The organism is Nitrosomonas sp., from assembly GCF_024282095.1.
Classification (GTDB): Bacteria; Pseudomonadota; Gammaproteobacteria; order Burkholderiales; family Nitrosomonadaceae; genus Nitrosomonas.
The window spans coordinates 41,093-61,905 of the sequence record NZ_JAMWZS010000013.1 but is presented as its reverse complement, the minus strand read 5'-3'; the positions used below and the strand labels follow the sequence as shown (position 1 = coordinate 61,905).

General features: G+C 43.5%; 20 protein-coding genes and 2 tRNA genes. 5 read left to right on the top strand and 17 right to left on the bottom strand.

The genetic code is table 11. The features are described 5' to 3' along the window. Positions 1-231: 231 nt before the first annotated feature. Both Q0K92_RS05865 and Q0K92_RS05860 read right to left on the bottom strand, forming a co-directional pair. Positions 232-1,209: an ABC transporter permease gene (locus Q0K92_RS05865; RefSeq protein WP_297324873.1), complete on the bottom strand. Its 978-nt coding sequence runs from the start codon at positions 1,207-1,209 to the stop codon at positions 232-234. Positions 1,210-1,226: 17 nt separating this feature from the next. Continuing rightward, a complete protein-coding gene (locus tag Q0K92_RS05860) occupies positions 1,227-3,422 on the bottom strand; it encodes an ABC transporter substrate-binding protein (protein ID WP_297324872.1) in 2,196 nt (731 codons plus the stop codon). A gap of 134 nt (positions 3,423-3,556) precedes the next feature. Between Q0K92_RS05860 and fabI the strand changes: the two genes are divergently transcribed. Continuing rightward, complete coding sequence (gene fabI, locus Q0K92_RS05855; RefSeq protein WP_297324871.1) at positions 3,557-4,342, top strand: enoyl-ACP reductase FabI; 786 nt, start codon at positions 3,557-3,559, stop codon at positions 4,340-4,342. Positions 4,343-4,344: 2 nt separating this feature from the next. On the opposite strand, the gene Q0K92_RS05850 is transcribed toward fabI, so the two are convergent. The 9 genes from Q0K92_RS05850 to Q0K92_RS05810 form a co-directional block, all read right to left on the bottom strand. Then, on the bottom strand, positions 4,345-6,225 hold the full coding sequence (locus tag Q0K92_RS05850; RefSeq protein ID WP_297324870.1) for a SurA N-terminal domain-containing protein: 1,881 nt from the start codon (positions 6,223-6,225) through the stop codon (positions 4,345-4,347). Between the two features lie 67 nt (positions 6,226-6,292). Further along, a tRNA-Asp gene (locus Q0K92_RS05845) sits at positions 6,293-6,369 on the bottom strand. A gap of 18 nt (positions 6,370-6,387) precedes the next feature. Then, positions 6,388-6,463: transfer RNA gene (locus Q0K92_RS05840), tRNA-Val, on the bottom strand. A gap of 14 nt (positions 6,464-6,477) precedes the next feature. Further along, entirely contained in the window at positions 6,478-6,750 is a 273-nt protein-coding gene (locus tag Q0K92_RS05835) for an HU family DNA-binding protein (RefSeq protein WP_110340527.1), read from the bottom strand. Positions 6,751-6,986: 236 nt separating this feature from the next. Continuing rightward, a complete protein-coding gene (locus Q0K92_RS05830; RefSeq protein WP_297324869.1) occupies positions 6,987-7,979 on the bottom strand; it encodes an NAD(P)H-dependent glycerol-3-phosphate dehydrogenase in 993 nt (330 codons plus the stop codon). Beyond that, positions 7,976-8,464 (bottom strand): SH3 domain-containing protein, encoded by a 489-nt coding sequence (locus tag Q0K92_RS05825; protein ID WP_366084112.1) that lies wholly within the window; start codon positions 8,462-8,464, stop codon positions 7,976-7,978. Before Q0K92_RS05825 ends, Q0K92_RS05830 begins: the two co-directional genes overlap by 4 nt. A 29-nt stretch (positions 8,465-8,493) precedes the next feature. Next, positions 8,494-8,931 carry a protein-export chaperone SecB gene (gene secB, locus Q0K92_RS05820; protein WP_297324868.1) on the bottom strand — a complete coding sequence of 146 codons (438 nt, stop codon included), beginning with the start codon at positions 8,929-8,931 and terminating at the stop codon, positions 8,494-8,496. Positions 8,932-9,006: 75 nt separating this feature from the next. Continuing rightward, positions 9,007-9,264: a glutaredoxin 3 gene (grxC, locus tag Q0K92_RS05815; RefSeq protein WP_297324867.1), complete on the bottom strand. Its 258-nt coding sequence runs from the start codon at positions 9,262-9,264 to the stop codon at positions 9,007-9,009. Between the two features lie 8 nt (positions 9,265-9,272). Then, complete coding sequence (locus tag Q0K92_RS05810; RefSeq protein WP_366084116.1) at positions 9,273-9,650, bottom strand: rhodanese-like domain-containing protein; 378 nt, start codon at positions 9,648-9,650, stop codon at positions 9,273-9,275. Between the two features lie 395 nt (positions 9,651-10,045). On the opposite strand from Q0K92_RS05810, the gene gpmA reads away from it, so the two are divergent. From gpmA to moeB, 4 genes are read left to right on the top strand one after another with little or no spacing between them, the layout of a single operon-like run. Beyond that, the gene (gpmA, locus tag Q0K92_RS05805) at positions 10,046-10,795 is read left to right on the top strand and encodes a 2,3-diphosphoglycerate-dependent phosphoglycerate mutase (RefSeq protein ID WP_297324865.1); all 750 of its coding nucleotides are present in this window, start codon (positions 10,046-10,048) and stop codon (positions 10,793-10,795) included. A 41-nt stretch (positions 10,796-10,836) separates the two neighbouring features. Next, positions 10,837-12,051 carry a peptidoglycan DD-metalloendopeptidase family protein gene (locus Q0K92_RS05800; RefSeq protein WP_297324864.1) on the top strand — a complete coding sequence of 405 codons (1,215 nt, stop codon included), beginning with the start codon at positions 10,837-10,839 and terminating at the stop codon, positions 12,049-12,051. Between the two features lie 46 nt (positions 12,052-12,097). Further along, the gene (locus tag Q0K92_RS05795; protein WP_297324863.1) at positions 12,098-13,534 is read left to right on the top strand and encodes a S41 family peptidase; all 1,437 of its coding nucleotides are present in this window, start codon (positions 12,098-12,100) and stop codon (positions 13,532-13,534) included. A gap of 11 nt (positions 13,535-13,545) precedes the next feature. After that, on the top strand, positions 13,546-14,322 hold the full coding sequence (gene moeB, locus Q0K92_RS05790; RefSeq protein ID WP_297324862.1) for a molybdopterin-synthase adenylyltransferase MoeB: 777 nt from the start codon (positions 13,546-13,548) through the stop codon (positions 14,320-14,322). A gap of 18 nt (positions 14,323-14,340) precedes the next feature. On the opposite strand, the gene slmA is transcribed toward moeB, so the two are convergent. From slmA to pstS, 6 genes are all read right to left on the bottom strand, one after another. Further along, positions 14,341-14,943, bottom strand: a complete 603-nt coding sequence (gene slmA, locus Q0K92_RS05785; RefSeq protein ID WP_297324861.1) for a nucleoid occlusion factor SlmA — start codon at positions 14,941-14,943, stop codon at positions 14,341-14,343. Between the two features lie 178 nt (positions 14,944-15,121). After that, positions 15,122-16,300 (bottom strand): glycoside hydrolase, encoded by a 1,179-nt coding sequence (locus Q0K92_RS05780; protein ID WP_297324860.1) that lies wholly within the window; start codon positions 16,298-16,300, stop codon positions 15,122-15,124. Positions 16,301-16,992: 692 nt separating this feature from the next. Continuing rightward, positions 16,993-17,772, bottom strand: a complete 780-nt coding sequence (gene pstB / locus Q0K92_RS05775; RefSeq protein WP_366084109.1) for a phosphate ABC transporter ATP-binding protein PstB — start codon at positions 17,770-17,772, stop codon at positions 16,993-16,995. A gap of 19 nt (positions 17,773-17,791) precedes the next feature. Beyond that, positions 17,792-18,625, bottom strand: coding sequence for a phosphate ABC transporter permease PstA (gene pstA, locus Q0K92_RS05770; protein ID WP_297324858.1), 834 nt, complete (start codon positions 18,623-18,625; stop codon positions 17,792-17,794). Positions 18,626-18,634: 9 nt separating this feature from the next. Then, positions 18,635-19,597, bottom strand: a complete 963-nt coding sequence (gene pstC / locus Q0K92_RS05765) for a phosphate ABC transporter permease subunit PstC (protein WP_297324857.1) — start codon at positions 19,595-19,597, stop codon at positions 18,635-18,637. A 99-nt stretch (positions 19,598-19,696) separates the two neighbouring features. Beyond that, entirely contained in the window at positions 19,697-20,743 is a 1,047-nt protein-coding gene (pstS, locus tag Q0K92_RS05760) for a phosphate ABC transporter substrate-binding protein PstS (protein ID WP_297324856.1), read from the bottom strand. Positions 20,744-20,813 lie beyond the last annotated feature (70 nt).

The window sequence follows — 20,813 nt, the reverse complement described above, 5'->3', positions numbered from 1 at the left end:
TTCGAACCTTCGAAGGCAGAGCCGTCAGATTTACAGTCTGATCCCTTTGACCGCTCGGGAACCCCTCCAAACGAAACTTGCGATTATGAATACATTGCACTTATAAGTCAATCTAGTTTTAGATTGAAAGTGACGTAAAGCTTATAATCAAGCTACTCTTCTCCACATTCCATAGCTCGATTGCTTTATTTGCCGCAAACTTTATATAAGTATTCGAGGGTCGTATCATCATTATGATAATCGAATTCTTGGATCAACAACCGTATAAGATATATCTGTCAGGATTAAACCAACTATATAAAGCATTGAACCCAAAAAAACCATCGCTCTTACAATCGCGAAATCCTGTGAATTGATTGCATCAATAGTATAACTTCCGAGTCCCGGTATACCAAAAAAAGACTCAACTAGCAGACTGCCCAAAAACAATAAAGGTACCACCACAACTGCACCTGTTAAAATCGGAATCATTGCATTCTTTAGCACATGCTTAAATAAAACAGTGCGTTCAGACAGTCCCTTTGCTCTGGCTGTACGCACATATTCTTTATTCATCTCTTCCAGAAAAATTGTGCGATACCAACGAGTACTTGATCCAGCGCTGCTCACTATACCTATGATAACGGGTAATAGCAAAAACTTTCCGGCACTCAACCCATTACCATAACCTGAAATAGGTACCAAATGCCATAGCTTACTCATCAGAAATTGCCCGGTGATAATATAAAACAAGCTGGAAATCGACATTAGTACAACACATAATACCACTCCCCAGAAATCGATATAAGTCGCACGAAAAAAAACCATCAATAATGCACAAGTGATATATACAATTAATCCCAAGACAAATACGGGTAGTGCAATTGCTAAACTGGGCACCATGCGTGACTTGATCTCTTGCGCAATATCCCGCCCATCATCTGCTTGTCCAAAATTGAATACAAACATCGCCACTGATTTCTCAAAAAAGATTGTCTCAGTTAGCTTTCTCCATTTCTCTTCTTTATCATTCAAAAGTAATGGCTTATCGTAACCTCGCTCAATTTTCCATTTTTCGATGGCCTCAGGCGTGACATATTTAATGCCCAATTGCATTCGTGCCATGTCGTCTGGCGTGTTCACCACAAAAAACAAAGTGAACGTAATCAGATTAACACCAATAAGAATCGGTATTGCATACAAAATACGCCGAAGAATATAGCTAAGCATCGTTGCTATTCACCACTTTAAGATGATGTCGCACCGCTAACCGCAGCACTGCTTTCACGACGACGAAACATCATTACTGCCGGAATAAAACTGATTATCAGCATAACTACCGTCAATGCCATTGGCCATAATACAGGCCTATTCCAGTCGCGGCGCTTTTGCTCCCTTAGGTTTGCATCAATTTTAAAATACTTTACGTTATTATTGGATATTCTGTTCGGTTTCACATTTTGGTACCAGGAATGGTACAGCCCATAATCTCTTGGATGATAGCCCCACAACCAAGGGGCATCGTATCGTAATATCTCCAACATACGATCAATTCTTTGTTGCCGCTCCGGCCCATCTTCCATATTTTTCATCTGCTCAAATAATTGGTTATATTCTGCATTGTCATAGTTGGCGGCATTCTCACCATTATTACCTACTTTACGTTGTGGTCCATACAGTAAAAACAGAAAATTTTCCGGATCGGGGTAATCTGCGTTCCAACCCCATTCAAAAATCTGCGCATTGCCTTTGCGGATTTTATCTTGAAAGCGATTGTAATCCGTACTTCTAACAATCAACTGTATATTTAATTTCTGGAATTGTTTACGCATCCAGTCGAGCTTAGATCTATCTTCTGAACTACGTGCGGTTACGTCAAAATGCAGAACCAAGGGCGCGCCTGTCCTCTGATCTATTCCATTGGGATAGCCCGCTTCCGCCAACAAAGCTTTTGCCACTTGAATTGATTTGCGCTGCGGTTGACCATTGATCCAATCATATACTACTGAGTTAATACCTTCTGCTCCATCGCGATAGCCCGCGATACCCGGTGCAATAGGGCTTTGTGCCGGCAAGCCGCGACCATTTGCAAAAATTGAAATAAACTCTTCGTAATCCACAGCGATTGAAATTGCCTGTCGCAACTTTCTAGCCGACTCACGTTGACGCTCATTACTTCCGCCGACAATCGGATCCAACATATTAAAACCCATATAATAAGTCGATACCGCCACAGTCGTCTCCAACCTGATTCCCTGTGCCGCCATTTCTTCCGTTACAGTCGCCTCCCCTTGGCCGACCAACTGCACGGCTTGATCAAAACTATCTGAACCAATTCCGGTAGCATCATAATAGCCCTGCAAGAACTTATTCCACCGCGGAATACTTTCTTTTTCCCGGGTAAAAATAATTTTGTCGATAAATGGCAATTCCTTACCCGCATCAATCAACAAACCATTTTCTTCATCGCCCGGCATACCCTCCATTGGATAGTATTCACCATGAAAATTGGGATTCTTTTCCAACATCATTCTCAGATTGGGATTATTTTCAGTGAGCATATAAGGGCCCGTACCAATCGGATACCAATCCAGTGCAATATTTCTCTGTATTAATCCCTTCTGAGAATAAAACAGATCAGCTTCCCAGGGAATTGGCGCAAAAAAAGGCATGGCCAGCCAATAAAGAAATTGTGGATATTTACCTTTTATTTTTATATGGTAGGTATAAGTATCGACTACTTGCACTCCCTCTAATGGATAGTCTCTTAGATCGAGATATGTTTGTCCTTGAGATCGCTCTTGATCGGCTTGTTTTAATACATGCGCATAATCCGCAAGCCCCACGATATAGTCTGCCATAAGCCCATAGATCGGTGAATGCAATCTCGGATGTGCCAAGCGCTTAATTTGGTATACATAATCCTCTGCGGTCAGTTCGCGCGTATCCGTTTGAGGAAGATCAGATAACTTAAATATCGATGACAGCTCTTGATTACTCAAATTATGATAAAGCCAATCACCCTGCTCATTCTTTGCAAACGCCGGATGAGGCTGGAAGAAAATTCCCGGCTTGATTGAAATTTCATAAATACTATAAGCAATATCGGCGGCACGCATATTGTCCGGCAACTGATTACCTTCAGCGTCGAAATACTTTGCGACAGGAATTTCCTTTGCGGTTGCCGGAATTAATGCGAAAGGGCGTTTTAAGTAATGATATTGCAATGGAGGTTCATAAATCTGTGCAGTAAATTGAATTTCATTGGAACTATAGGACTGCACCGGATCAAGATGCTTGGGGCGCTCACTAAATACGTTATAAAGAACATTCTTTCCAGCATCGGTTGTAGCGTATGGATTATTCCAACCATATTCACCGCAGGCGGATAGCAAAGCTATCAATAACATTAACAACCAAGATGTATTAGCTACTTTTCTCATTGTAATAAATAAAGTCCATCGAAATTAGCTTATCTTAAAAAATGTGCATCGCATATATCTTCTCTCACACAACGCCACTTTTCTTGTCCTTCAGCTATAATTCGTTAATTCTCTAAATTTTACAAGGAAATTTTATGGGGTTTCTCGCGGACAAACGTGTACTCATTACCGGTCTTCTCAGCAGTCGCTCAATCGCTTACGGTATCGCCAAAGCAATGAAACGCGAAGGAGCAACGCTAGCGTTTACCTATCAAGGAGAAGAGATACGTGAGCGAGTTGAGAAGTTAGCCGCTGAATTTGACAGCAACTTGCTATTTCCTTGTGATGTAGCGAGTGATAACGAAATCACCCGATGCTTTGAGAACTTGCAGAAACATTGGGATGGGCTGGATTGCATTATCCACTCGATTGCTTTTGCACCACGTGAAGCATTAACGGGCGATTACTTGGAAAGCGTCAATAGAGAGGCTTTTCGCATTGCACACGATATTAGCGCATACAGTTTCTCCGCGCTTGCTAAAGCAGCTCTACCATTGATGCAAAACAGAAACGCTTCACTTCTGACGTTAAGCTATCTGGGCGCAGTACGGGTCATGCCAAACTACAATGTCATGGGGTTGGCTAAAGCCAGCTTGGAAGCCAATGTTCGCTTCATGGCTTCCAGTCTAGGCCCCAAAGGAATACGTGTAAACGCTATATCTGCTGGACCTATCAAAACCCTCGCTGCTGCCGGCATTGGGAATTTCGGAAAATTACTGGGTTATACCGAAAAAGTTTCACCATTACGGCGTAACGTTACAACAGACGAAGTAGGTAATGTTGCTGCTTTCTTATGCAGCGACCTAGCCAGTGGTGTTACCGGAGAAATTACTTATGTAGACGCTGGCTTCAATACCGTCGCATTTGATCTCACCAATTAAACCTAGAAATTATCTTGTTTAACCTTTACCTCATATTGCTTTCTAAGCACTGAAAAATAAGAAGAAATTTCTTCTTGAGTAATCATCTGCTGCAATTGTTTATTAAAATTATTAAGGTTCATTTCTTCTGTAAATTGCGGTTCTGTGACTTTACTGATTCGTATCAGACTAAATCCACCACTTGGGCTTACTGCGCCTACATAAGCAGGTAGATTATTTACTTGTGCTCTAAAGATTGCGCGCAAGGTTTCATGATCCACCCCTTGTGATTGCATATAAGAAATCTGCTTTGCCTCAGTCCATTCAACATCAATATTGTCACCATCTTGCAGACGTGCAAGTTTCGCTTCCCCTTCCTCGATCGCCTTGGCTTTAGCCATTTGCATCTTAAGCTTCTCAACAATTTGATCCTTAACCACCATGAGTGATTGGGCAGTGGCTGGTTTATGCTCGATGATACGAGCCGACACAAATGTATCGGGCTTTACTTCTATAGCCTCAGTATTACGCTGCTTAGAAATTGTATCTTCTGAAAAAATGGCTGACAGCAGTTTCTCATTAGCAAGAATCGATGGTTCTGTAGAATTTCTTGTAATCCAGTCGCTTTGTTGTATCGTTAACTCAAATTTTTCCGCCGCCGATTGAAGGCTATCGCTTTGCTCATAAACAACATTACCGAAATCTTCAGCAATTTCTCCAAAAACACTGCCTGCCATCTGTATTTTGAGCTTATCCGCAATTTGCTCTCGCACGTCTTCCAGAGTTGAACGTTTTTCTTCCTTAATGTCAGTTAATTTTATTACATGCAAGCCAAAATCTGTTTCCACAATATCACTGATTTCGTCCAGTTGCATCGAGAAAATCTTATCCTCAAATGATTTCACCATGACACCACGACCAAAGAAACCAAGATCTCCGCCTAAAGCCGCCGAACCAGAGTCATCTGAATGCTCCTTTGCAATCTCTGCAAATTGCTCTGGATTCTGTTTAACTTGCTCTAATAAATTTTCTGCCTTTTCTCGCGCTATCTGTTTTTCATCTTCCGGTGCACCAACCGGCACACTAATCAAAATATGACTAGCTTTCCGCTCTTCAGGTTGACTGAATTCGTCTCCATGTTCCGTAAAATATGCATTGATTGCTTCATCACTTACCGTTTCATTCTTAGCTACCGCATCCAATGATAAAACCAGATACTCAACTCGAGCACGTTCAGGTAGATGAAAATCCGTTTTATGTTTCTCATAGTAAGCGTCAATATCTGCTTCTACCGGTATTACTTGTGATAAAAATTGCTCTGGCTCAATTTGCAATTGACTAATTTCACGCTGCACCTCACTTAAATATCTCACTCTTTCAGCGACAGACTTGGGTGCAAATCCGTTCTCGCTATAGCCATCCAGCAATTGCTGCAGTAAGAGTTCCTGGCGCACACGTGACTCGAATACTGCCGGAGTAAGTCCTTGAGCACGCAACAACTCCTCATATTGCTGTTTAGAAAACTTACTATCTTTCTGAAATGCAGGTATATCTCGAATTGTCTTTACTAGCTGTGAATCAAGGACAATAAACCCATTATTAACAGCTTCTCGATTTAATAATCGTTGTTGAATCAGCCTTTCCAAAACCGAATTTCTTACTTCGAAAGTATCCAGCATTGCACTGTCAAAATTCGCACCCAACATGCCACGCATTCTTTCATGATGATCACGCAGTGCTTGCTCATATTCACGGCGCGGTATCTCTTCGCCGTCAACTATTGCAACATAGCCTTCGCCACCCTTATCACGGTACGATTCAACGCCCCAAAATAAAAACGGCAATACTGCCAAGCCCATAATGACTTGAACGACACGCTTTTTACGGTTGACGAAATCAAACACAATTAAAACCTGAGAATACTAAAAAAATAAGATTGAAGAATTTCTACTGTATGTAAACTGATATTTTTGGCGGAGTGGACGGGACTCGAACCCGCGACCCCCGGCGTGACAGGCCGGTATTCTAACCAACTGAACTACCACTCCTAGAACTAATTATTTGACTGGTGGGTGCTGACGGGATCGAACCGCCGACATTCGCCTTGTAAGGGCGACGCTCTACCAGCTGAGCTAAGCACCCAGTCATAAAGTCCGCTAGTTTACTGCATCTTTGAGTGCTTTACCAGCACTGAATTTAGGAACCTTTGCTGCCTTAATTTTAATGGCAGCACCTGTACGTGGATTACGGCCTGTGCGAGCAGCTCTAGTACCTACTTTAAAAGTCCCAAATCCGACCAGAGTTACACTTTCGTTCTTTTTAAGCGCTCCTTTTATTGCAGATAATGCCCCATCCAATGCACTACCCGCAGAGGCCTTGGAAATTTTAGCTGATTTTGCGATAGCTTCTATAAGTTCGGATTTGTTCATATAATTCCCCTTCTAAGTTAATGGTAATTAAATCACAAGCAAGTACTGCAAACGTTCTTATATCAAGCCGTCAACGCCTGGTCAAGCAAATTAAGGGTTTCCGTTACATTATTGATTTCGCCATCGCGCTAATTTAGTAAGCTCCAACCATTAATATGAATCATATAATTTCATAAAAACAAATAACTAGTTATTAAACCGACAAACTACTTGAAGTTTTGTGAATTAATTTTGTATTAATAAATTTCTGTTTTCTGTTCACGATTTAACAACACTTCAACGGCATCCCGAGCCGGCACGCCTTCATGAAGGATATTGCAAACTGCTTGTGTTATCGGCATTTCAATATGCAATCGATTGCCTAATTGCAACACCGATCTTGCCGTATGCACCCCTTCAGCAACATGCCCTAATTCATTCAAAATATCATGCAACGACTTCCCTTCTGCCAGCATCAATCCTACTTGCCGATTTCGCGACAAGTCCCCGGTACTCGTCAGAATTAAATCACCAACCCCAGCCAATCCCATGAAAGTTTTCATACTTCCACCTAAGCCGAGCCCTAAGCGGGTAATTTCCATCAATCCGCGTGTTATCAATGCCGCACGGGCATTATGTCCAAACCCGATGCCATCAGAGATGCCCGCTGCGATAGTGATGACATTCTTGATCGCTCCCCCCGTCTCCACGCCGATAACATCCTGGCTAGTATAAATACGCAATCTTGAACTGTGTAATTCAGCAGCTATTTTAGTGGCGAAATCGATATCCTTGGATGCCAGTGTTAATGCGGCCGGCAGACCCTGCGCTACTTCTTCTGCAAAACTGGGGCCGGATAACACACCACAGTATGGCAATATGTCGGAGTATTCTTCTTCAACTACTTGATGCGGCAATTTGGAGGATTCTGATTCAAATCCTTTGCATCCCCATATGACAGGTACTTTAATTTTGCTTGCGACAATTGTGCGTAAAGTCTCGCGCAGGCCTACAATAGGCACAACGATTAAAGCAAGATCTGCCTCATCTAATGCCTCATCGAGTACCGCTGTAATCTGCAAAGATTCTGGCAATGCATAGCCTGGTAAAAAGCTTCTATTAATTCGATGCTTATCCATCTCAATTGCATGATTCGGATCCTTCGTCCACAACCTAATTTGATGACGCGCCGATAAACTGATCGCTAATGCCGAACCCCATGCACCTGCACCCAATACAGCAATTCTCATGAACCCCAAACCTGATTGACTTTGACATAACCAGTTTGCCCATCAGAATGGCGCACTTTCACCCAGCCCTTCGCATCAGAATCCAGCCACTCCATAACGATATTCTCTTCCGCTTGAAAAACTAGCGTTGAATTCATATCGGCTGATTGATGTATATCAGCCAACGGTACGGTCACAACCACGTAACGTTGCTGACTCAACGCTTTCTTTTCAACCCAAGCAAGACTACCGCTACTATCACGCACTTTTGCCCAACCATCAACGTTTACCACAACTTCAACCGGAAGATATAGACTCGCCACATACAATTTATCCGCTCTAAGAGACGGCGCGTCATACATAATGACTGCATTCTCAGCAATCGAAGAATATTCGATCTCGGCCATAATATAGCCAGGCACACATAGCAAAGCACCTGCCACTAGCCCACAGGCTCGGTTTCTTAACTTCAATAACTTATACAACAAGCTTTTTTGCATCAACATCTTTACTCTATATGTTTTTCGGTTCTTTTCTAATTCTGATTGGTCTCTGCCTTTTTCTGATGATAGACCGCCTCAAAATTTACCGGACTGAGAATTACGGGAGGGAAACCAGCTCGTGTCACAATATCCGACACAACCTCGCGCAAATATGGAAAAAGAATATTGGGACACCCAATCCCCAATACAGGATCTATCTCTTCATCGGACAAGTTACGAATACGAAAAATACCTGCTTGTTGCACTTCAACCAAAAACATGATTTTGTCTTTAATTTTGGCGGTTACCGTCACTGTTAATAGCACTTCATACAATCCGTCATCAATACTCTGATTCTTACCCCCGAGCTGCATATTAATCTCAGGTGTCTCTCTCTCCAAAAAAATATTGGGCGCATTAGGAATCTCCACAGACAAATCTTTTACATAAATCTTTTCTATGGCAAAAACTGGTTGCAGTTGTTCATTCATATTTATCTACCAAGTATGTTTAATTAAGAAGTTAACCTACCATAACTGTAACCTACACTCATTCCAATCATGCGATCAGGATGCAAGCAACGCCAACAACTCACCCTTACGATCGAGTTGCGTTAAATCATCATAGCCACCAACATGCTTTTCTCCAATATAAATCTGTGGCACCGTACGACGGCCTGTTTTATCCATCATCTCAGCACGTTGCTCCGGCTCCAGATCAATACGGATTTTTTCAATATCCTGAACTCCTTTAGCACGCAGCAAATTCTCAGCCATCTTGCAATAAGGGCAAAAACCGGTTGTGTACATAATAACCTTGGCCATAGCTTCCTTTAGCGTTTGACGATAGGCAAGTTTGCGCGTTTCCAGGTATCAATTCCTCCCATTAGATTAAATACCTGAGCAAATCCATTCTTTTTAAGAAACAGGCTTGCGCGATTTGATCGAATACCACTACGATATATGATTACAATAGGTTTCTCCTTAAATTTTTGTATCTCAATCCAACGCTCTTCTATCTTCTCAGAAGGAATGTGCTTGGAGTTAGGCAAATGACCCGCCGCATATTCACTGTCATCGCGCACATCGAGTACCAATGCGTCCTGATGATTGATTAATTGGATAGCAACGCGTGTATCTATCTCCTTGATACCACGCTGCGATATCAATGGCCACAATAATAATAAGCCACTGATCACAGCTGTGATCACAAACAACAAGTTCTCCAGCTTAAGAAGAAAATGGTCTTGAAACAATGATAAGTCCATATACTTTTATTCTATTATTTAAATGTTAATTTTATCAGAAACGAAATTGAAAAATCGCAGGATACATAAAGATCCAATGAATCTCACCAACCAAACCTGCGCATATTAACATTATGCATACAAATGCATAACCATTTGACATTTGAATCGCCATTTTAACAAAAACGATATGCATCTATACCGCAATATCATTTTCCACAAAAATGTATATTACCCATAAATATTCGCACAGAAAATCAGTCAGATGCTGCATTCCCCAATAAAATATAATAAAATATCAATCTATCAGTGGTTCTCACTTACTTGATAATCATCCCCTTTTTCACAAAAAGATAACTATGAAGAAAATTGTTCTCCTACGACATGGAGAAAGTACTTGGAATAAAGAAAATCGTTTTACTGGCTGGACAGATGTTGACTTAACACCTAAAGGCCTACAGGAAGCCAAAAATGCTGGGCGACTTCTGCAAGAACAGGGATATACATTTGATATTGCCTACACATCAGTTCTGAAGCGCGCTATCCGCACGCTATGGATAGCGCTTGATGAAATGGACCAGATGTGGATTCCTATTCAGCACACTTGGCGCTTAAATGAACGACATTATGGTGCACTGCAAGGATTGAATAAAGCTGAAATCGCTGCTAAATATGGTGATGAACAAGTCTTGATTTGGCGCCGTAGCTATGATACCAGACCGCCCGCATTAACCACCGATGATGATCGTTACCCAGGCGCTGACCCTCGTTATAAAAATCTAACTCTCGACGATATACCTTTGACTGAATGTCTCAAAGATACTGTAGCAAGATTCTTACCTTATTGGAATACAACCATCGCGCCCCAAGTTCAAGCAGGTAAAAATGTCATCATTGCGGCGCATGGTAATTCATTACGGGCACTTGTAAAGTATTTGGATAACATGTCTGAAGAAGAAATTCTAAACTGCAATATACCTACCGGCATTCCACTGGTTTATGAACTTGATGACAACATGCAGCCAATTCAAAACTATTACTTGGGAAACCAAGCAGAAATTCAGGAAGCGATGCAGATTGTGGCTAATCAGGGCAAATCAAAAATTTAAAGTACTTATCAGCTCATTTATTCACAAGCAAACGTATTATCTTGAAAAAGTCATTCTTGGAAATCAGTACGTTTAATTTTATCTACTTTCAATACCTTAAGTTAATGCTGATTTGCGTTTTGGCTTCTCTTTATCCATTCTCAGCTTTCTCGGATAATCAGGAAAATCTCAAAGCATTACGTGAACGTATCCAGTCATTACAAAAAGAACTGGTAAGTAAAGAAACTCTAAAGCAAAACACGTCAGATGCAGTGCAGGAAACTGAGCGTGCAATCAACACGATCAATCACAGATTGACCAAACTCATCGAGCATGACCGGCAGGCCAATGAGGATTTCAAACAATTACAAACACAGTATCAGCAAACTGGCAACGAAATTCAGATAGAACGCAAGCAGTTAGAGCAGCTACTCTATCGACAATACTTAGGAGGACGGCAAGACTATCTGCAATTAATGCTGAAACAACAAGATCCTAATCAAATCGCCAGGGATATTCATTATTACAAACAGCTTTCACTCGCTTACTCAGGTAGTATTAAAAACCTTCAAGATAATCAATATAAAATAGCAACTTTGACTCAAGCCAGCCGTCAAAAAAAAGAAGAAATCACTACCATTCAAACCGAATATTTCGCACAACGAAAAAAACTTGAACAAGAAAGAAGTAAGCATCAGGCCATGCTTGCACAGATATCCGGGCAGATTACCCAACAACAACAAGAAATTAACAAGCTGGAGAATGATGAAAAGCGCATAACCAACTTAGTCAATGAAATCAATAAACTGCTTGTTCAAGAAAAACCCAGGGACGCACCGATTAACAGCAAGCTTCCCGATGCCTCTACGACAGGCATTGCGTTTTTATCACTCAAAGGCAAATTAAATTTACCAGTACGCGGGAAACTTATGAATAGCTTTGGTGGTCAACGCTCAGGTAAACACGTGACATGGAAAGGATTGTTTATTCAATCGTCTATCGGTAATGACGTTAAAGCTATTTCTGAAGGAAGAGTAGTATTTGCGGACTGGTTGAGAGGCTTCGGCAATCTGATCATCTTAGATCATGGCAGTGGATATATGAGCCTTTATGGTAATAACGCAACACTCCAAAAACAAGTGGGCAGTATTGTTCGCGGAGGCGATACAATTGCAATCGTAGGAAATAGCGGTGGTAATGCAGATTCAGGTTTATACTTTGAACTTCGTCATAAAGGTAAGCCGTTTGACCCTTTGACGTGGATAAAAATAGAGTAATCGTAATAGTCATCTTCATCAATTCGATTAATGCGGAGATAGCATCATGAGTAACGGAATTAAAAAAACAGGCCTAATTCTAATCGGCATAATCACTGGAATGATGCTCAGTCTGAATTTCTCTGCGATTGCCAAAAAGGACAGCATAGAAGCGATTCATCCGCTGCCAATCGAAGAATTGCGCACATTCGCCCAAGTATTCGGTCGCATCAAGAGCGATTACGTCGAGTCTGTAGAAGACAAAAAACTCATTACTGAAGCTATCAATGGTATGCTGGTCGGACTGGATCCGCATTCATCCTATCTCGACAAAGACGATTACAAAGAATTGCAAATCGGTACACAGGGTGAATTCGGCGGGCTAGGCATTCAGGTCACCATGGAAGACGGTGTGGTAAAAGTCATTTCGCCGATTGAAGATACACCCGCATTTCGTGCAGGTATCAAAACCGGCGATCTGATTGTCAAACTGGATGACACAGTGGTCAAAGGTATGACATTGAACGATGCGATCAAGCTCATGCGTGGCAAACCCAATACTTCGATAAAGATCACCATTGTGCGAGAAGGCGAAACAGAGCCACTGATTTTCAATTTAGTACGCGACATCATCAAAATCCAGAGTGTCAAATCAAAAATGATTGAACCTGGCTACGCTTATATCCGCATCACACAATTTCAAGAGCAAACCGGTGAAAATCTAGCGCAAGCCATTAAAACACTGTTTGCTGAAAACACCGGATCCATGAAAGGATTGATATTGGACTTGCGTAATGACCCAGGCGGATTACTCAATGGTGCTGTTGCCGTATCTGCTGCTTTTCTGCCAGAAAATGCATTGGTTGTTTACACCGAAGGACGTAGCGCTGATGCCAAAATGAAGTTGCACGCGAATCCTGAGTATTATCTACGTGGACCGGATGATGATTACTTGAAAGGGCTTCCTTCCGAGGTCAAAACAGTACCGATGATTACATTAGTGAATGGAGGCTCCGCTTCAGCATCTGAAATTGTCGCAGGCGCCCTGCAAGATCATAAACGTTCTATCGTAATGGGATCGCAAACCTTTGGCAAAGGATCGGTACAAACCATACTGCCGTTAGGAAATAATACCGCCATTAAACTCACTACGGCACGCTATTACACGCCCAATGGTCAATCTATCCAGGCACAAGGCATTACGCCGGATATTCTGGATGAAGCGGACAGCGGTGATGAGCAGCGCTTGCGTGAAGCAGATCTGAATCGTCACTTATCCAATGGCAAGAAAGCGGAAAAGAAAAAAGCTACCTCTGAAACTGAGAAAGCAGCACTGAAACCTGTCGGCGATAAGAAAGAGAAAAAGAATAAAGAGAAAAAAGACAAGGACAAAGCCCCTATTGAATTCGGCTCTGCAGAAGACCTCTTGTTGACGCAAGCCATGAACTACTTTAAGGGCATTACGTCATCACCCGAGAAAAAGAGTGATAAAACAGAGAGCTGATCTCAAGGATCGTGAATGACAATCAGCTGCTTCGATATAGCCGTCATATCCTGCTCCCGCAAATCGATATTGCGGGGCAGGAAAAGCTCAATCAATCTCGCGTACTCATTGTCGGTGCCGGCGGTTTAGGCTCTCCCGTAGCACTGTACCTTGCTGCCAGCGGAGTTGGCAACCTGATCATCTGTGATGGTGATCAGGTCGATCTGACCAATTTGCAGCGGCAAATTATCCATAACAGCGATTCAATCGGCGTAGCAAAAGTCCTATCAGCAAAGCAATCACTCGACAGAATCAATCCAGAAATTAACATCATCACGATCCAGGAGCAGGTTGACGCGGAAAAACTGCTACAACTCGCCGCAGAAGTCGATGCTGTCGTTGATGCCAGCGATAACTTCAGCACACGCCACCATGTCAATCAAGCCTGCGTCACCCATAAGAAACCACTGATTTCCGGTGCCGCTGTGCGTTTTGACGGCCAAGTCAGCGTATTCGATTTACGCCATGCCGACAGTCCCTGTTATCACTGTTTATATCCGGCAATCGATGGAGAACAAGAAGACATGCCTTGCGTAAGCATGGGCGTATTCTCGCCATTGGTGGGCATTATCGGCTGCATGCAAGCTGCGGAAACACTAAAAATTCTGTTAAATATCGGAGAAAGCCTGAATGGCCGCCTGCAATTATTGGACAGTCTCACGATGAACTGGCGCTCGATCAAGTTACACAAAGACCCAGCCTGCCCGGTATGTCATTCTGCAGCATCTACAAGCACTGCAACCCAATGAGCAATCAGTTTCCGGATTTTAAAGAAGTTGTGGCGGCAACAAAATCAGCCGCTGTACTTCCCAATTTACCAAAGGACCACGCCTGAATCCGCTTTTGACAAACTGATACCAACGGCCGATAACGAAGCACATGAATAAATTGGCCTGCACCGCAACATCCAAATTGGCATTTATTTGACGTTCGCCAGCTGCAAACCGCAATGCCTGTTTTAAAGTAACTTCCAACCGATCATGTAACTGATTGATGCGTAATTGCAAATGCTCATTTTCATTGACCAGCACATCGCCAATCAGAATACGCGTCATGCCTGGATTTTTTTGCGAGAAACCTAACAGCAACAGCAGTAAATTTTCAATCCGCTTAACGCCACACTGCTCTTCCTGCAAAATCTTGTTAATCAGCACAAACAATGTCTGCTCAATAAACTCAATCAGCGCCTCAAACATTTGTGACTTATTGGAAAAGCAGCGATAAATCGAGGATTCTGAAATTCCCAGCTGAGCGGCCAGCGCACCCGTGGTAATTTTTATTTGCTGAGGATGCTCCAGCATTCCAGCCAAAACTTGCAGAATCTGGTCTCTTCTTTCATCTGATTTTGCTGACTGATATGAACGCTTCAATTTGGGTAACGGTGAAAAACAAAAGTAATAGCTGGAATATATCAGACTAACAAAGCGGCGAGAAACCTATTCCATCCTAATCCAGGTTTCTCGCCGGTTAACTTATGAATTTCATCAAGGCCGGGGCAGTGCCCGCAACCAGACCGTATGTAGAGCTGCCATTTATCCTATAATAAATCTAGTCGACACAAGCAAAATAACTGCTGGGGCAAGCTGAATTCAATCCGCCTGCCGCATCACGTGTTTGATTCTTCCAGCCCATCACTTCCAGTACACCAGAAAAATAGTCTGGGCTTCGTGTCCAGAAAATGTAATTGACATCCAACTTGTGCCGCGCAAAAGCCAGGAGTTCAGAAATGGTCGGCTGATAACCTTTCCCATCGTACCGAGTATTCTCATAGTTTGCTTTCTCTATTTGAATCGTCAGGGGTATTTGCCCGGAAAGCTCAGGATAGTAACTATAGATACCTTTCGGCGGATTCTTCGCTGCATCGTAAAACAATCCTGGCTCATCCAGGAAAACATCCGGACAACCCAATGCTATTCCTGTTTCTTTCATATTATTCACGAATGACTCAATAAGCTGACGCGGGTAATTGATGAACTGAAATACCATGGTGTTTGGAAAGTACTGACGCATCTGCTGATTGATGCTGATCATATTCTTGTAATAGCCATCTATTTCAGCATTGGATAACGTGATTAATGGCTTACCCATGGAAGTCTCTGTCAGGCCCACACCTTCAAAATAAGGATGAGAATTAAAGCGATTCCCCAACTCACGCATCAGTGCGGCCAAGCGATCACGCACTAGCGGATTCCACAGCTTGATGTTGTATCCTTTAATGTCCGTGCTACGCGAACCGCTGTAAGGAAATACCCCCCCTTCATACAATATGCCTGCTTTCACGTAATCCGGCACAAGTTCTGCTTGCAGATATTCCACTGATGATCTTAGCTCCAATAAGATGATAAGTCTTTTTTTATGGATGGCCAGCTCTTTCAGATGTTCGTCGATAGCGGAAAAATCATAAACACCCTTTGCCGACTCCAGTTCTGACCATCGGTAGCGGATGGTTATGCCTTGTAGTGCTGGATTTTCTTTGAGTTCACTATACACTTGTTCCATATACCAGGGGTTATTCGGACCTGGACTCACGAGTGTCACGTAATGACCGGGATGCCATTTGATCGGATTATCCACAGGTGGAATGAATACAGCACCGGCATGCGCCATTCCCCACGGCAAAACCATTCCGATGGCAAATAATAATACAATCGATACGGTACATATTTGTTTAGCTGCGCCGCTGAGACTGATGCTGATCCTGGATTGAATACTATTTTCAATTCGCATATAAAAATTCCTTTCTTTTCAGTTAGGCTTCATCCTTTTGACTTTCATTCAAAAGTAATCAGTAGGTTAATTAATCGAGATTATCAGCGATGTCGCACACTATGCTCCGGGCCTCACCGCGCAATAGTGCGGAAATACGCAAACACCACTGCTGCTAGCCATTAGAGGGATTAGCGCTAGTTCGACACAGTTTGTTCTTTAAAAAACTTGCATAAGATGACTACACGCCTGGTCCAGCGTACTCATCTCGAATGTCATTCAAACGTTGTCGTGCGTCCTGAGCTTCTCAAGAAACCAAATAAAAACTTACTTCACTTCTTTCTTACGATACGACATTAGCTTGCAACAGCTCATGGACTTCATACAGTTTTACGCTCAATCCCGGACCGTTTTCCGCCATATTCCATATAGATTTATGACAAGCTGGAATTATAACAACCGGTAAAATCACAACTTATCGATTTTTACCAGCCTCGACTGTACCATTAAATAGCGTGGGTTGAATACCCACTTTATCTGATATTGCGTAGGAAAAACAACGCAAAAAAACAGGACATTCCTCCTAGGATACTACCCGATTAAACATATTAATCATGGATAAACAGCATGACATCAATCCTGGATTTAGCATTTTCTCAATTTGCATACACAGACACTCCGAGCTAAATTAAGCCCCAGCTTTCAATCTGCTATCAGCCGAATTTGCCGGTAATATAATCCTCGGTAGCTCTTTGCTTGGGCGTAGTAAACATGGTATCGGTATCGTCAAACTCGATCAGCTCTCCTAAGTACATATAAGCGGTATAGTCGGAAACACGCGCCGCCTGCTGCATATTGTGCGTAACAATGACAATGGTGTAATCCTCTTTGAGTTTGAAGATGAGATCTTCAATGCGCGCAGTGGAAATCGGATCCAGCGCTGAAGTCGGCTCATCCAGCAACACCACTTCGGGTCTCACTGCGATCGTGCGGGCAATGCACAAGCGCTGTTGCTGGCCACCGGAAAGACTGGTACCGCTTTGATGCAACTTATCCTTGACTTCCTCCCATAGTGCCGCCTTATTTAATGCCCATTCCACCCGCTCCGCCAGTTCGCAACGATTTAACGTTTCATACAGTTTTACGCCAAACGCCACATTATCGAAAATTGACATTGGGAATGGCGTCGGTTTCTGAAATACCATGCCGATTTTTGACCGCAGCGTATTCAAATCCTGTTTCGCATCGAGAATATTGACGCCATCCATCATAATTTCACCCTTGGCTTGTTGGTCAGGATAAAGCTGGTACATGCGGTTAAGGGTGCGCAACAACGTTGATTTTCCGCAGCCGGAGGGCCCAATAAAGGCGGTAATCTTCTTCTCCAGGATACGCATGTTGATGGATTTCAATGCATGATAGCCGGCATAGAAAAAATCCAGATCATGCAGAGTCACTTTGGCAGCAGCGGATTGCAAATGGTTTATATTCATCTCGGTGATCATTTAGAAATTAGTGCTTACGCAAGCACAGGCGGGCTGCAATGTTCAGTCCCAGAACGCTCAGCGTAATGAGTAATGCGCCGCTCCAGGCCAATTCCTGCCAGTATTCGTATGGACTCATGGCAAACTGAAAGATAACGACCGGCAAATTAGCCAAGGGCCGATTCATGTCCGCACTCCAGAATTGATTATTCAACGCAGTGAACAGTAATGGCGCGGTTTCTCCGCTGATACGCGCAACAGCTAACAATATGCCCGTCAGCATGCCGGCCCTGGAAGCGCGCCAAGTCACCAGCGTAACAACTTTCCATTGTGGTGCGCCCAATGCGGCGGCAGCTTCGCGCAAACTGTCCGGAACGAGTCGCAGCATATCCTCGGTCGTGCGCACAACCACTGGAATTACAATCAGCGATAGCGCCAGTGCCCCGGCCCAGCCGGAAAAATGGCCTACCTTGGCGACATAAACGGTATAAATGAAAAGACCGATCACGATGGACGGTGCCGATAGCAAAATATCGTTAATGAAGCGGGTAGCGGGAGCAAGCCAGCCACGCTGGCCGAATTCAGCCAAATAAGTCCCCGCCATGATGCCGATCGGGGTACCGATCAAAGTAGCAACCGTGACCATCATCAAACTACCGGCAATGGCGTTAAGCAAGCCACCGGTATCATCGGGTGCCGGCGTCATCTGCGTAAATAAAGCCACACTCATGCCGCCCAACCCTTTATTGAACAGCGTGAATAAGATCCAGAACAGCCAAAACAAACCGAAGCCCATCGCCAGTACGGAAAAGATCAGATTAATGGCATTCACAATGCGGCGGCGGGTATAAATTGGTATCATGATGCGGCTCTAGGAAGTACTGCCCTCGCGTTTTTTAAGTTGCATCAACAGCACCTTGGAGCAAGCCAGTACAATGAAAGTAATCAAAAATAAAATCAAACCCAGTTCAATCAAGGCTGAGGTATACAATTCGCCATCGGCTTCAGTGAATTCATTGGCCAGCGCTGAGGCAATGCTGTTTCCCGGCATGAAAAGCGAAGCATGCAATTGATGTGCATTGCCGATCACAAACGTAACCGCCATGGTTTCGCCCAAGGCGCGGCCAAAACCCAGCATGATTCCGCCGACAACACCGGTACGGGTATAAGGAAGAACCACATACCAGATCACTTCCCAGGTGGTGGCGCCCAGCGCATAGGTTGATTCCTTCAACATGGGCGGCACAATCTCGAACACATCACGCATAACCGCAGCAATAAAAGGAATTACCATAATAGCCAGAATAATGCCTGCGGTCAGGATGCCGATGCCCATAAAAGCGCCTTCAAATAACAAACCGATCCCGGGTACATGTCCCAGCGTATCTTGCAGCCAGGGTTGCAAAGTTTCTGCAAACAAAGGCGCAAATACGAATAAACCCCACATGCCGTAAATAATACTGGGAATTCCGGCCAGCAGTTCGATGGCCGTTCCAAGCGTGCGGCGTAACCACGGCGGAGATAATTCCGTGAGAAACAACGCAATTCCGAAACTGATCGGAATACCGATCGACAAGGCGATGATTGAAGTAATCAACGTGCCCGTGATCGGCACCAGTGCGCCGAATTGTTCAGTAACAGGGTTCCACTCAGCGTTCAAAAGAAAATCGAAACCGAAAGTCTTGATCGCCGGCATACTGCCAATGATTAATGAACCAATCAGCGCCGCCAGCAGCGTAAAAACGATCAAAGTAAACAACCAAGTGGTTTTACGGAATACCCGATCGAATAGCAGTTGTCTTTTTAATTTTGCTGCAGAATGTACTTTTGACATCATCGTGTTGTTTACTGAAAACGCACTAAGCCCAACTCTGTTATCGTTGTCATGCTATGACAGTCGCCCATAACGCTAAATTACCTTTCATATTGATTGCTATCTGGCGGTATAAATAGCATGGCCATCTTTACTTTGGATATTTGCTTGCCAGGAATCTTCGATCAACTTAACGATATCGTCGGGCATCGGAATATAATCCAGTTCCAGCGCCATTTCATCGCCTTGGGCATAGGCCCATGCAAAGAATTTCAGTACTTCTGCGGCTTGAGCAGGATTCATCTGGGATTTGTGCATCAAGACAAAAGTAGCGCCCGTGATCGGCCAACTGTTCTGGCCGGGCTTATTGGTAAGAATTTCATAAAAATCAGTTGATTTATCCCATTGCGTATTGGTGGCAGCAGCGCTAAAACTTTCCTCTGCGGGGATGACGTATGCGCCATCATGGTTCTGCAATTGAATGTAGTTCATTTTGCTTTGCTTAACGTAAGCAGCTTCCACGTAACCGATTGAGTTCTTAATCTGTTTCACGAAATTGGCCACGCCTTCGTTACCTTTGCCGCCGGTACCAATCGGCCACGCTACAGAAGCGTCCGAACCGATTCTCTGTTTCCATTCCGGGCTGACTTTGCTCAAATAATCGGTAAACAAAAAAGTGGTGCCGGAGCCGTCAGCACGATGCACTACCGTAATGTTACTGGCCGGCAATTCAAAACCATTATTCAGGCTGACAATCGCCGGATCGTTCCAACGCTTGATTTTGCCCAGAAAAATATCGGCCAGAACTGTTCCCGTTAAGCGGATCTGACCTGCTTTAATACCATCCAGATTGATCACCGGTACGACACCACCGATGACTGTCGGAAACTGGGTCAGGCCGCTCTTTTGCAGTTCTTCCGGTGACAAGGGTTTATCAGATGCGCCGAAATCAACTGTTCTGGCTTTGACTTGTTTGATGCCGCCGCCGGAACCGATGGATTGATAGTTCAATCGGGTACCGGTTGCTTTTTTATACGCATTCGCCCATTTGGCGTATATCGGATAAGGGAAGGTTGCACCAGCACCGGTAATGTCGGCAGCGAAGGTTACGCGGGTGACAAGCAGTATAGCAATCGTAAACAATGCAAGACCACAGTGTGGTTTCATCTAAAATTCTCCTGCCTAAAAGCAATGGGCAATAGCGCCTAAATCAGATGAAATCTTAATCAGATAGTAT